The sequence below is a fragment of the Mycobacterium palustre genome (assembly GCF_002101785.1).
In the GTDB taxonomy this organism is placed as follows: Bacteria; Actinomycetota; Actinomycetes; order Mycobacteriales; family Mycobacteriaceae; genus Mycobacterium; species Mycobacterium palustre.
In genome coordinates this window covers 53,251-65,529 of the sequence record NZ_LQPJ01000021.1, presented here as the reverse complement: position 1 = coordinate 65,529, position 12,279 = coordinate 53,251, and the positions used below count along the sequence as shown (strand labels likewise).

Sequence of the window (12,279 nt, the reverse complement as noted above, 5' to 3'; positions counted from 1 at the left end):
CGGGTGGCGAGGCGGGTTAGCCTTGCGCACATGCGAACTGCCGTGGTGCGAATCAACGTCGACCCGTCGGGCGCGCTCACGGCCGCGCAGCTAGACCACGGCATGACCGCGCTCCTCGCGCTGGCCCGCGAGCATGGTGCGGACGTGGTCGAAAACAATCTCGCGGCCATGCCCCCGAGCCGCCGCGCGGTGGAGGTGTTGATCGCCGGGGATGACGCCGACGCGGTCAAGCAAGTCGGAATTACCTTGTGCGCCCAGGCGTTTGGCACCGCGCCGGTGGCCGGTGTCGTCACCTTCGTCAGTCGGGGGACCGACGACGACGCGCGCGGGGTGCTGGCCGGCTTCGGCCTCACCGGCGAGATCGTGCGGACGCCCGGCGACGACGGCTACGACATCGTCGAGGTGACGCTGCGCGAAGCCGACCTCGAGCGGATACCGGAAAGCCGGGTGCACACCGCCCTCGAGGCCTCGCTGAACTGCGAGGTGCACATTCGCGTCGTGTAACCGCATCAGCTGTCCAAAAATTCGAGGATCGAAGGCGCGGCGAGCACCCAGGTGTCGAACATGTTGAAGTGCTGCACCCGGCCCGCGGCGCGGTCTTCGGAGGCGCGTTCCCAGGCATCCTCCGGCCACGGCGGATCGATCAGTTTCGATCCCTTGATCAGGCAGCTGACCTCCAGCGACGTTCGCTTGGGATGATCCCAGTCGTTCTCGCCGCCGCGGATGATCAGCGTGGGAACCTTGATGCGGTCGAACATTTCGTCGTCGACGCCGGGAATGGTCTGCCCGGGCTTGGATACGAACGCATTGAGCCAGCGCAGCATCACCTTGAGGAACGCGTCCTTGTCGAAGTCGAGGAACCGCTGCTTGTTGTTCGGGTTCTCCTCGATGCGCTCGCGCCACTCGGGCACCTTGACCACGCCGTCCATGCCGGTCCCGCGCGCGGCCAGAATGCTCGGCACCACGTAGTACGAACCCAGCACGAAGGTGCCGTAAATGCCGCCGACGATGTTCCATACCACCAGCTTCTCGACCAGCTCGGGATAGAGCATCGTGGTGAGCAGGGAATCCCTTGCCCCACCGGATCCCCCGGCCAGGATGCACCGCTCCACACCCAGCGCGCCCAGCATGCCGTGCAGCGTCTCGGCGCGCATGTGCGACTCGCTTTGCCCGTAGAACTGCACATCGGAGGCACCGCAGTTGGGCCGGTCCCACAGCAGCACCCGATAGCCACCGGCCACAAGCGCCTCGGCCAGTGGACGCAAACCGGGGATTTCCTTGCTGAACCGGCCTCCCGGTGTCAGAACAATGAGATCGCCTGTGTCGCCGAGGATTTCGTAGACGACGTTGCCACCATTCACCTCGATAGAAGACACCGGCTCTCCGATCGCCTCACGCCATCACCAGAACGTCGTTTCCGACGACCCGCACGGGGTAGGTGCGGATGCTCCACTCCGGCTTGACCGCGGTCGTGCCGGTCGCCAGCTCGAAACCCCACTGATGCCAGGGGCAGTAGATGTACTCCATGTCGCGCACCATGACCGCGTCCCCGGCGGCGGTCTCGTCAACGATGGTGCGTCCGCGCGGACGCCCGGAGCACAGCGGACCGCCTTGGTGTGGGCAATAGTTCGCGATCGCATAAAAGGTGCCGTCCACGTTGTAGACACCGACGCCGTGGCGACCGATCGGCACCAGCTTGTGGCTGCCCGGCGGGATCTCGTCCACGGTGGCGACGACATGCTCGCGGCCCTGGGCCAGCCGGGGCTGGGGCCGCTTCGGGGTTTCTTGCGTCAACTCAGAGCACCCGGACCTGACCCTCGAGGACCGGAACGGTCTCCGGGAGCTTGTAAGTCGCGATCCCGTTTTTGTACATCACCGCTTCCCGGGCCGCCTTGGGTAAGTGCTTGACCAGCCAGCGCGGGTCGTCGAACGTCCAGTGCGGGTAGTCGGAGGAGAACAGCAGAATCTTTTCGCACTCCATCCACTCCAAAGCGCGGGTCAGCTCCGTCTTGTCCTCCGGGTAGTCCAGCGGCTGGGTGGTGAATTTGAGGTGCTCCTTGACGTACTCCGACGGCTTGCGCTTGATGTCCATCTCGGACTTGCGCGCCTCGTAGATCGCGTCCATACGCCACATCAGCGGCAGGATCCACGAGAACGCGTGCTCGACAAACACGATCCGCAGCGTCGGGAACCGGTCGAAGACGCCATCGAAGATCAAACTCATCACCTGGTTGGCGGCCAGCAGCGAGTAGGTCACCATGAAGTCGTGGTTGTAGCTGGGGAAACCCACCGGCGGGGTCGGCAACAACTCGTAGTTGCTGCGCGATAGGTGACAACTCACCGTGATGTCGTGCTTGGTCGCCGCCGCCCAGATCGGGTCGTACTTCGGGTGGCCCCATGACGGCCGCGGCTCGGCCTTGATCAGGATCTGCGCCATGTACGGGTGCCCGGCCCATTTCTCGATCTGGCGGACCGCACCGTCGGGATCCTCGATCGCCACACAGATCGAACCACGCCAGCGCTCGTGCCAGTTGTTGTGGCTGTCGAGCCAGTGGTTGGCCTGCCAGTCGTTGAGCGCGCTGGAGAACGCCTGGTGGGCTTCGGGCTGGCGCGGCGACCGGCCCGCGGGCTCCAGGATCGCGATGTCGGAGCCGGCCTCCATGATCAGCTGGCGAAACGCCATGTCCGGGTCGCTGCCGGGAAACTCGCCGTCCGGCGGGAAGGTGTCCGTCCGCATCGCGAACGCGTGCGCGTAGTCGGGGGCGTCGTAGTAGATGAGCTCGCCCACCTTGTGTCTCAGGAAGAACTTGCTGCGCCAGGGCTCGGGGATGTACGCGGTGATCTCCCCGCGCTTGGGCACCGGGTGCACGTCAGAGTCGACGCACCGGACGGCTATGCGCTCGGCGGCGGGAACACGTTCCTGCGTGTATGTCAGCGTCATCGTGATCTCCCTTGTTCATTCCTCATTCTGCGGCTAGCCGGCGGCCAGGTCGACAGAAACGTCGATCCCGTACAGGTTGGCCGCGTTGCGCCAGCACAGCTTGTCGCGCTGTTCGACCGACAGCGATCCGGGCAGCCTGCGAACGTCGTTGTGCTGCCAGTGCGGATAGCTCGATCCGAACATCACCATGTCGTCCTTGCCGGTGAAGCCGAACCACTCGCCGGCGAACTCCGCGTCGGGCGGACCGTCGAAGCTGCCCTGCACGAAATAGACGTGGCCCGGAAGGTAGTCGCTCGGGATCCGCGGCGCCCAAGGCGTCTGTTCCAGGTGCGGCCGGCCGAATGTGTCCATTCGCCAGATGAACGGCGTGACGAAATCCGCGGCGCCGTCGGCCCAGACGAACTTCACCCCCGAAAAGCGCTCGAACACGCCCTCGGCGATCATGTTCATCAGGTGATAGAGGTAGTTCAGCGCCATGAAGCTGACGTATTGCTCGTAGGTCTGCGTGTGCCCGGACGGCGTCGGGGGAAAGCCGATGCCCTCGCCCGATTCGATGTGCACCGCTACCGGAAGGTTCGCGTCGGCGGCGGCCTCCCACAGCGGCCAGAACTGCGGCTTGCCATAGAGCTCGCGGGATTGCAGCGGCACACCGATCTGGACCACGCGCGGGTGCGCCCGCCACTTGTCGACCTCGCGCAGGGCGCCGGCGATGTCGTCGGGGTTGACCCGGATGGTGCCGCGGAACCGGTCGCCGAACTGCTCGTGCTCCAGCCAGCGCGACACCATCATCTCGTTGTGCGCCGCGTGCAGCGCGGTGCCCAGGTGCCGGTCGGGCATGATGCCGCGGCCCATCGGGTGCAGCACCGCCACGTCGACGCCGCGCTTCGAAAACAACTCGTTGGCAACGAAATCGGGATCCGACCCCGGGTACTGGCCGTCGGGTCCCTCGGTGTTCGGCGCGTACTCGCCACCCGGTGCGCCGTACCAGTCCATTTCGTAGTCGGGGAAACCGCGGCTCTTGAACGGCTCGCGCAAAAACGAGCGCAGGTCCTTGTTCGACGGGAAGAAGATGTGCACGCTGGCGTCGATCAGCGGCGTGCGCGCCCCGTCAGCGTGTTCGATCACGAGAGCCGTCCCTCAACGCGGTCAGCCAAAATAAACCCGGCCGGGCCATATGATAGATAACCTAACATTCTCACAGGGGTCATTCAATGGGGCATCGGTAAGCGTTTCGATTAGCAACTGCGCTGGTAGTCATGGGTATTGCCGACTGATGGGTGAGTATCGTTCTTTAATGAGGATAATACCATTCTCGCGCTGCCGGTAAGCGCCCTCCGCGTTCGAGCGCGGCCAGGCGATGCGGAAGCTGTCGACGGCGGTGGGCATGCCCGCGTAGCTGGCCAGCTGGAGCGAGATTTCGCGGATTTCGTCGCGGCCGACGCCATTGGTCAGCGCCGCTTTGACGTGAGTGCGCAATTCGTTGGGCCGGTTGAGGACCGAGATCATGGACGGAGAGAAGCATGACGGGACCAAGCAACGACATCTGGGAGGTCATGTCGACGGCCAGGACGATCCGCCGGTTCACCGACCGGCCGGTTGACGACGCGACGCTGGCCCGGTGCCTGGAGGCGGCCAGGTGGGCACCGTCGGGCGCCAACGCGCAGGGATGGCGGTTCGTCGTGCTGCGCTCGCCCGAGCAGCGGGCCGTCGTGGCCAAGGCCGCCGCGCACGCGTTGGAAGTGATCGAGCCGGTGTACGGGATGAGCCGGCCCGCCGACGGCGATACCAGCCGGCGGGCCCGCACCTACCGCGCGACCTACGAATTGCACGACCGCGCCGGCGAATTCACGTCGGTGCTGTTTGCCCAGCAGCACTATCCGACCGCATCCGAGCTGTTGCTCGGCGGTTCGATCTTCCCGGCCATGCAGAACTTCCTGCTCGCCGCCCGCGCCCAGGGCCTCGGCGCCTGCATGACCAGCTGGGCGTCGTATGGGGGCGAGCGGCTGCTGCGCGACGCCGTCGGGGTGCCCGACGACTGGATGATCGCGGGCCACATCGTGGTCGGCTGGCCAAAGGGCCGGCACGGGCCGCTGCGCCGCCGCCCGCTGGCCGAGTTCGCCAACCTCGACAGGTGGGACCGGCCGGCCGGTGACCTGCTGGGCGCCCCTAGGCGGACCGTCCGCGCGTCTTGCACCTCATAGCCGAATTTTGAGATTACCGATTCCGCGAGCGAGAATGTTATTCTCGCTCCGGTGGTGACGACGGGAGGCGGCCCTCATGCTGTTGGAGTTCGACGCTGATCAGCGGCTGTGGCAGAAGACGGTCCGCGATGCCGTCGCCAAGCAGTGCCCACCGTCGCTGGTACGCAGCGTGGCCGAAGACGGCGTCGATCCGAGCCCGCTGTGGAAGTCCTATGTGGACCAGGGCTGGACCGAGCTGAACGACCCGGCCAGCGCCGTGGAACTGGCGATCGTGCTCGAAGAGCTCGGCCGAGCCACCGATCCCACCCCGTTCCTGGCGACGATGAGCCAGTTTGCGCCGCTCGCCGGCGAGCAGTTCGACCCGCACGAGTCGGGGACGGCCGTGCGCGGCGGGGTTTCGGCGCACCGGGACGCCGACGGCTGGGTGCTGGACGGGACGGCACGGCACGTCCTCGACGGCGACCGGGTCGACCGGTTGGCGGTGGTGACGGACGCCGGGGTGTTCGTCGTCGCGGCCAGTCAGGTCTCGGCCCGCCGCTCTGCGGTGTTCGATCCCGTCCTTCACGTGGCCGACCTGTCGTTCGCCGAGGTTCGAGTGCCCGACACCGCCCGGCTGGCCGTCGACCCCGAGCGCGCGCACCACAGCGCGTTGACGGGCATGGCGATCACCATGGTCGGTGCCTGCCAACGGATCCTCGACCTGGTGCTCGAGCACGTCCGCACCCGCCACCAATTCGGCGTACCGATCGGGTCCTTTCAGGCCGTCCAACACAAGGCCGCCGACATGCACGTGGCGGTGGAAAGGGCCCGGGCGCTGTCCTACTTCGCGGCGCTGACGATCGCGGCCGACGACCCGCGGCGGCGGCTGGCCGCCGCGATGGCCAAGGCGTCGGCGGGCGAGTGCCAGTCGCTGGTATTCCGGCACGGCCTACAGCTTTTCGGCGCGATGGGCTTCACGTGGGAGAACGACCTGCAGTTCGCGCTCAAGCGGGCCAAGGCGGGCGAGCACCTGCTTGGCGGCGCGGCTCACCATCGCGCGCGCATCGCGGAGGAGTACCGTGCAGCTGACTTTTGATCCCGACGTCGAGGCGTTCCGGGCCGAGTTCGCGGCCTTCCTCGACGAAAACCTGCCTGCCGCAAGCGAAACGCTGGAGCGCCCGAAATCCGTCTCCCACATGCCACAGTGGGCGCGGCGCTGGCAGCGGCTGCTGTTCGACAACGGCTGGCTGTTGCCCTCTCAGCCGCCGGAGTTCGGTGGTCGCAACGCGACGGTGCTGCAGCAGTTCGTCTACCTGGAGGAACTCAGCCGCCGCCGCATCTACCACAGCTTCAACCCGCAAGGCGTGAACATCGTTGGTGCATCGCTGTTGTCGTTCGGCAGCGACGAACAAAAGCAACGTTGGGCGGTGCCGATCCTGCGCGCGGAGATCACGGCCTCGCTCGGCATGAGCGAGCCCAGCGCCGGCTCGGATCTGGCGTCGCTGCGCACCCGTGCGGTGCTGGACGGCGACCACTTCGTGGTCAACGGGCAGAAGGTGTGGACGTCCGGGGCCCACGACGCCGACGTCCTGCTGACCTTCGTGCGAACCGACCCCGACGCGCCAAAACACAAGGGCATCAGCGCATTGCTGATCCCGACCGACACTCCCGGCGTCGTGCGCCGACCCTTCGCGTCGATCTGCTCGATCGACGACTTGGACTTCAACGAGGTTTTCTTCACCGACGTTCGGGTGCCGGTGGAGAACCTGGTCGGTGAACTCAACCAGGGCTGGTCGGTCGCCAACGGGTCGCTGGGCCACGAGCGCACCATGATGTGGCTGGGTTTCGCGGATCGGCTGGAAAACATGATCGACGATTTCCATCCCAACACCGCGGTCGAGCGTGACGCGTACGCCTCGACGATCATGGACAGACAGGCGCTTCGCCTGTTGGGTTCGGCGGCGCTGGCCCGCGCCGCCCGCGGCGAAGACGACGTGGCCGCTATCTCGGTGCTCAAGTTGCTCGGTTCCGAGGCCGAGCTGCGCGGGATGGAACTCGCGTTGACGTCGGCGGGTGCCGACGGGCTCCTGCAGCCGGGGCAGACCGCACCGTACGCCCACATGAACCTGGACCATTACTTCTCGAGCTGGTTCGAGCGCTACGCCCGCAGCTTTTCCGGCACGATCGCCGGGGGAACCTCGGAGATCCAGCGCAACATCATCGCCCAGCGGGTGCTCGGGCTGCCGCGCGGCTAGGTTGGGCGAAGGGGCTACACAGCGGGCGCAGACGGGTCTGCCGGGCAAGGGAATCCGCGGCGCCTCGGGAGCGCCCAGCCGGCCGGCCAGGGCAGCGCGGTCGCGAAGGCCGTTCCGGCGGTCGGCCAGTCGCGCTCACCGGACTTCGGCGGGGGTGATGGTGGGTTGCCAGCTCGGCCGAAGTCGGCCGATCGCTTAGATGGGGTCGAACTTCGTGATCAACCAGTTGCCGTTGACGCGGGTCATGCTCACCAGCACGGTGCTGGCCGACAGCGCGGGATCGGGTTTGTCCTTGCTCGTCGTGGCCTGGTCCACGTACACCAGCACCACGGCCGAATCGGGATGTAACTCCTGCACCCCTGCCCCGACAACGTGCGCGGTCGTCTTGAGCGACTTCTGTTTGGCCGCCGGAGCCACGATCTGATCGGTGAACTGGGTGTAGTACGAGAGGAAATCGCCGGATAGGTGGGACTTGGCGGTGGCGAAGTCCTTGTCGAGCGACTCCGGCGAATAAGAGAGCAACGCAACGGTTCCGTCGGTCGCCGCGTTGACCACCGCCCGGGCCACGGCGGGGTCGGTGCGTTGATTCGGCTGGTACCGCGTGAAGTACATCCACGCCGCCGCACCGGCGGATGCCAGCAGCAGGAGGACCAGGATGACGGGAACGAGTGGGACATTGCGCAGTACGCGGGACCGGGCCCGTGGCTGGCGTGTCTCCCGTTTGGGGGAGTCCTCGACCGAGGCGTCGGCGGCGTCGGCGTCCTTTGCTTCTTCGGCGGTCTCGTCGATTTCGGTGTCGTTATCGGTCACGCTACGAAATCCACCTTCGACATCTTGTACTGGCCGCCGTCTTCGGTCACGGTCACCCTCAACCGAAACACGCGCGGTTCGTCCTTGGCGCCTGCGGCATTGGTGATCTTGGACGTCGCCAAGACCAGTACCGATGCGGAATTCCCGTTCATGGACTCGAGCGCCGCCGCGTTGACCGTCCCTTGGGTAGTCACCTTGGATTGCTCGACTACGGTCGTGAAATCCTTTGCGCGCTGCTGAAAGTCGTCCCTGAACTGGCCGGTGGAGCTGTCGAGCACTCGCTGGACGTCCTCCTTGGCCCGTTTGAAGTCCAGGGAGGTCATGTTGACGATGCCCTGCCTGGCCCCGGCCACGAAGTTGGCGGCGCGGTTTGTGCGGTCGGCGGCCTCGTGGTCTTGCCACGCCATGTATCCGGTGACGCCGGCAAAGACACAGATGAGGACGATGGCCACGCATTTAAGGGCCGTGGACGGCGACGGCAACCGCCGTCGCAACGTCGCCAGTCTCGATCGCTGTCCTGCGGCGGCGACGGGCGCTTCTGCATCGCTTTCCGCGCCGGAATCTTCGACGGTGTCGTCGACGTCCGAGGGTGGCTCTTCGGCTTCGGTCGTCTCGGTCGTCTCGGCGGCCAGAGTGGTCTCGGCGGCCTGCGTGGTCTCGGCGGCATCGGTGCGCTCTCCGGCATCGGCGGGCGCTTCGGCATCGGCGGCCTGCTCTTTGGCTTCGGCTGCCTCGGCCAGCGCTTCACGCCGGAGCCGGGCGGCGCGCGCCCGGGCGCGCGCCGCGGCGGCCAGTGCCTCGGCTTCGGCGGCTTCTGCCTCAGCTTCTTCGAGCAACGCCTTCACGTCGGCTGGTGATTTGGCCGAATCGTCCGGCGGTTTTTGCGCCTCAGCCACCCCGATTACCACCCGTCACCATCGTCATCGACCGAATTCCGGTATCTCGCACTGTACTGACCATTCCTGATAGCAAAGCGGTCGGCGAATCGATGCGCGTCGAAGACGCGGTTTCCGAAGGGCAGGGCGGCCGTCGCTACCATCGCACAAGCGAGAACGGGTAAGTGTCGGTGCCGCCGGGCCCGCCGCCGCATCCCGTGTCGAACGTGGAGACCACCTGACCGGTCAGTGAGACCGCATCCCACGAGTAGACGTCATGGGAGGGAAAGAACTGCACCACGCAACGAACACCATCGGGGACGTCGACGGCCATGGTGTAGCGGCCGTTGGACAGATGTGCATCCGCCTTATAGGGCGCCGCTTGACCGTTGGGCTGCGGAATCGCTTGGATGGTCAAACATCCCGGCCCTGGAGGAGCGCACGGGTTGATCGCCCAAAGCCAGCTGTGGCCGGGATCCCGGTTCGTGTCCAACCTGTAGTTCCCGAGCACCATGTCTGCGTGGGCGGTCGGCGTAACAGTCAGCGCGGCCGTGGCAAGCGCAAGGCTGATCGCGAAAATCCTCACCGCTGCGTCTCCCGTCTCTGTGCGCGTTAGCCTCGAATATAAGGCGCGGCCACGCTGAACAGGCCTACTCGGGAATATCGGGGCAGTCAACGGGCTCGAGAACTCCTAGTCGATGACTGCGGCTTCCTTGCGTTCCGTGATCGGTCTGGCGAGTTCCTGCTCGTCGCAGATGCGTTGCAGCTTGTCCAGCGTCTCGTCGAGGCCCGCGCCGAGCCTGGGCCCGGGCGTGAAGGTGGCCGGCAGCTTGCGCATGCCCTGAATGACGCCGATGGTCTCGTAGTGCACCGCGCCCTCCGGGTCGCAGCGGTAGTCGGGCATCCGGTCGAGGACCGCGGTCAGCATGGACTTGAACACCGTCCGCGCCACGTTCGAGCCGATGCACCGATGCACCCCCAGACCGAAGCTAAAGTGCCGGTTGCCTTTACGGTCGAGGATGATCTTGTCTGGATCGTGGAAGACCGAGGGATCGCGATTGGCCATGGCCCACGAGATCCACAGGCGCTCACCCTCTTTGAAGCGCGTCCCGTCGAGCTCGACGTCGTCGGAGAAGGTTCGGCCGTCGCCGGGCGCCGGGGTGAAGTAACGCAGGAACTCCTCGGTGGCTGGGTCGAGCAGCGTGTCGCGGTGCTTGCTGAGGAGCTCGCGCTGATCGGGGTTTTCCGAAAGCCATTCGAGCGAATGCGCTGTCAGGGCCGTCGTGGTGTCGAAGCCGCCGCCGATGAGTAGGCCGAGGTTGCCCAGGATCTCCAAGTCGGGGGCCGGCTCGCCGTCGATCCGCATCTCCAGCAGGGCGTTGACCACCCCCGGGCGCGGATGCTCGCGGATCTCGATCATGTTGTTGACCAGGTCGAGACCCATCTGGCGGTGCATCTCGGTGACCCGCTGAATGTCGGGCGAGTGCTCAGGGGTGTACACGGCGGCGTGCGTGGGCTCGCTGTACATTTTCCATTTCTTCAGCGGGATGCCCATCAGCGCGAGCGTCAGCACTGCCGGCACGATGTTGGCCAGATCATCGACGAAGTCGATGCTGCCCTGCTCGATCCGTTCATCCAGGCAGGCCCGCGTCACGTCGTCGATTAACGGCACCCACCGCTTGACCGCGGCCGGCGACAGATAAGGGTTGAGCACGTTGCGATAGATGCGGTGCTCGGGGTCGTCCATCTCCAGGATGCCGCCGCGCACGCCGTTGATGCGGCTGGCCGTGGGGATCGAAATGCCTTTGTAGCCACGGCGTTCGTTATTGACGTCGTGATCGTTGGACACCGCGGGGCAGCGAGCCAGTTCGAACACCTCGTGGCTGCCGGCCGCCACCCAGTGGCCGCCGTAGGTGTCGCTCCAGGCCACCGGGCACCGGGCGTGCATCTCCTCGGTGATCGCCTTGAATTTCGAGCGGTACTCGGGGGAGTGGCGTTCGAAGTGATACCGAATCCGCTTGCGATCGCTGTCACTGACATGGTCAGCAACGCTGTCGTCGACACTCAATGCGCTGTCTCCCTTTATGTTTCGTCAGTGATGATGATGGCCTGCTCGGGGCAGGATTGTGCGGCTTCGCGGACCTGGTCCTCCCGATCGGCGGGCACCACCTCGTCGATCGCCGACGAGCTGCCGTCGATGTCGCTGAGCTGGAACGAATCCGGAGCGATCATTGAGCACAGGGTGTGGCCCTGGCAGCGTTCTGAGTCGACCCAGACCTTCACGGTGTCTCCTTAAGGTTCGTCAATCGCGGTAGTCGTACCACTTGAGGTAGCCGCCGGCGTCGACGCGCAATTGCATGCCGGTCACGTACCGGGCCTCGTCGGAGGCCAACCACAGGACGGCGTTGCTGATGTCCTCGGGCTCGACGTAGGGAACCTTCATGGCCTGTTGCACGCCGAACACCGGCTCGGCGTCGCTGCGCGTGGGGTGCTCGAGGTCCGGGCGGAACGAGCGGTACATCGGCTCGCTCTGCAGCATCGGGGTGTTGGTGTTCGTCGGATGAACCACGTTGGCCCGAATCCCCAAGGGGGCGAGTTCGGTTGCCAAGTCGTGGACATAGTGCGACAGCGCCCGTTTGGAGTGGATGTAGGCCATGCCGCCCGGGTCGGCGCCGGGGTTGTCCTTCTTGGCGGTGTCCATCAGCGCGGCGGTCGACCCGGTGGCCACGATCGAGGCGCCTGCGTTCAGGTGCGGCAACGCGACCTGGATCGCGTTGATGGTGCCGATCAGGTTGGTGTTGATCACGTCGCACCACGCCCGCAGCGGGGGCTGGCCCTTCATGCCGGCGACGCCGGCCTGGGCGACCACGATGTCGAGCCTGCCGAACTCGGCCAGTCCGCGGTCCAGCGCCGCGCTCAGCTGTCCGGCATCGCGCACGTCCGCCTGGGCGATCACCGCGCCCCGGCCGGTCTTCTCGATCAGCCTGGCGGTTTCGTCGAGGTCTTCGGGCGCCGCCATCGGGTAGCCGATGGAGTCGATGTCACGGCACAGGTCGACGGCGATGATGTCGGCGCCCTCCTCGGCCAGGCGCACCGCATGGCTGCGGCCCTGACCGCGTGCCGCGCCGGTGACGAAGGCAACCTTGCCCCTGACGCGGCCCTGTGCGCCGTCTCCCACATCTTCTCCTTGTCGGTGCTGCGGTGTTGTTTTGGTGTTG

14 protein-coding genes and 1 pseudogene are annotated in these 12,279 nt (G+C 66.1%); 4 read left to right on the top strand and 11 right to left on the bottom strand.

From position 1 onward, the window contains the following. Positions 1-30: 30 nt before the first annotated feature. Positions 31-504: a hypothetical protein gene (locus tag AWC19_RS01930; RefSeq protein ID WP_085076407.1), complete on the top strand. Its 474-nt coding sequence runs from the start codon at positions 31-33 to the stop codon at positions 502-504. Between the two features lie 5 nt (positions 505-509). Here AWC19_RS01930 and AWC19_RS01925 read toward each other — a convergent pair whose 3' ends face one another. From AWC19_RS01925 to AWC19_RS01905, 5 genes and pseudogenes are all read right to left on the bottom strand, one after another. Continuing rightward, positions 510-1,376 carry an alpha/beta fold hydrolase gene (locus AWC19_RS01925; protein WP_085076406.1) on the bottom strand — a complete coding sequence of 289 codons (867 nt, stop codon included), beginning with the start codon at positions 1,374-1,376 and terminating at the stop codon, positions 510-512. A gap of 16 nt (positions 1,377-1,392) precedes the next feature. Further along, a complete protein-coding gene (locus AWC19_RS01920; RefSeq protein WP_085076405.1) occupies positions 1,393-1,794 on the bottom strand; it encodes a Rieske (2Fe-2S) protein in 402 nt (133 codons plus the stop codon). 1 nt (position 1,795) lies between these two features. Then, entirely contained in the window at positions 1,796-2,941 is a 1,146-nt protein-coding gene (locus tag AWC19_RS01915; protein WP_085076404.1) for an amidohydrolase family protein, read from the bottom strand. Between the two features lie 33 nt (positions 2,942-2,974). Then, positions 2,975-4,066 carry an amidohydrolase family protein gene (locus AWC19_RS01910; protein WP_085076403.1) on the bottom strand — a complete coding sequence of 364 codons (1,092 nt, stop codon included), beginning with the start codon at positions 4,064-4,066 and terminating at the stop codon, positions 2,975-2,977. 129 nt (positions 4,067-4,195) lie between these two features. Beyond that, a pseudogene (locus tag AWC19_RS01905) lies at positions 4,196-4,447 on the bottom strand (carboxymuconolactone decarboxylase family protein); the annotation flags it as partial. A 14-nt stretch (positions 4,448-4,461) separates the two neighbouring features. Between AWC19_RS01905 and AWC19_RS01900 the strand changes: the two are divergent. From AWC19_RS01900 to AWC19_RS01890, 3 genes are all read left to right on the top strand, one after another. Further along, a complete protein-coding gene (locus tag AWC19_RS01900; protein ID WP_085076401.1) occupies positions 4,462-5,142 on the top strand; it encodes a nitroreductase family protein in 681 nt (226 codons plus the stop codon). Positions 5,143-5,218: 76 nt separating this feature from the next. Then, entirely contained in the window at positions 5,219-6,217 is a 999-nt protein-coding gene (locus AWC19_RS01895; protein WP_085076400.1) for an acyl-CoA dehydrogenase family protein, read from the top strand. Beyond that, on the top strand, positions 6,201-7,376 hold the full coding sequence (locus tag AWC19_RS01890) for an acyl-CoA dehydrogenase family protein (RefSeq protein WP_085076399.1): 1,176 nt from the start codon (positions 6,201-6,203) through the stop codon (positions 7,374-7,376). The genes AWC19_RS01895 and AWC19_RS01890 overlap by 17 nt, the downstream gene beginning before the upstream one ends. A 195-nt stretch (positions 7,377-7,571) precedes the next feature. Here the strand turns inward: AWC19_RS01890 and AWC19_RS01885 are convergent, their stop codons facing one another. The 6 genes from AWC19_RS01885 to AWC19_RS01860 form a co-directional block, all read right to left on the bottom strand. Then, entirely contained in the window at positions 7,572-8,186 is a 615-nt protein-coding gene (locus AWC19_RS01885; protein ID WP_142280923.1) for a hypothetical protein, read from the bottom strand. Beyond that, positions 8,183-9,082 (bottom strand): hypothetical protein, encoded by a 900-nt coding sequence (locus AWC19_RS01880; protein WP_085076491.1) that lies wholly within the window; start codon positions 9,080-9,082, stop codon positions 8,183-8,185. The genes AWC19_RS01885 and AWC19_RS01880 overlap by 4 nt, the downstream gene beginning before the upstream one ends. Positions 9,083-9,218: 136 nt before the next feature. Next, positions 9,219-9,632, bottom strand: coding sequence for a hypothetical protein (locus tag AWC19_RS01875; RefSeq protein WP_085076489.1), 414 nt, complete (start codon positions 9,630-9,632; stop codon positions 9,219-9,221). Positions 9,633-9,752: 120 nt separating this feature from the next. Continuing rightward, positions 9,753-11,129, bottom strand: a complete 1,377-nt coding sequence (locus tag AWC19_RS01870; protein ID WP_085076398.1) for a cytochrome P450 — start codon at positions 11,127-11,129, stop codon at positions 9,753-9,755. 14 nt (positions 11,130-11,143) lie between these two features. Further along, positions 11,144-11,344, bottom strand: coding sequence for a ferredoxin (locus tag AWC19_RS01865; protein WP_085076397.1), 201 nt, complete (start codon positions 11,342-11,344; stop codon positions 11,144-11,146). A 19-nt stretch (positions 11,345-11,363) separates the two neighbouring features. Continuing rightward, complete coding sequence (locus AWC19_RS01860) at positions 11,364-12,239, bottom strand: mycofactocin-coupled SDR family oxidoreductase (protein WP_085076396.1); 876 nt, start codon at positions 12,237-12,239, stop codon at positions 11,364-11,366. Positions 12,240-12,279 lie beyond the last annotated feature (40 nt).

Bases quoted from the DNA above. Each gene is read 5' to 3' on its own strand.
- AWC19_RS01930 (WP_085076407.1), top strand. From the start codon at position 31: ATGCGAACTGCCGTGGTGCGAATCAACGTCGACCCGTCGGGCGCGCTC.
- AWC19_RS01915 (WP_085076404.1), bottom strand. From the start codon at position 2,941: ATGACGCTGACATACACGCAGGAACGTGTTCCCGCCGCCGAGCGCATA.
- AWC19_RS01900 (WP_085076401.1), top strand. From the start codon at position 4,462: ATGACGGGACCAAGCAACGACATCTGGGAGGTCATGTCGACGGCCAGG.
- AWC19_RS01895 (WP_085076400.1), top strand. From the start codon at position 5,219: ATGCTGTTGGAGTTCGACGCTGATCAGCGGCTGTGGCAGAAGACGGTC.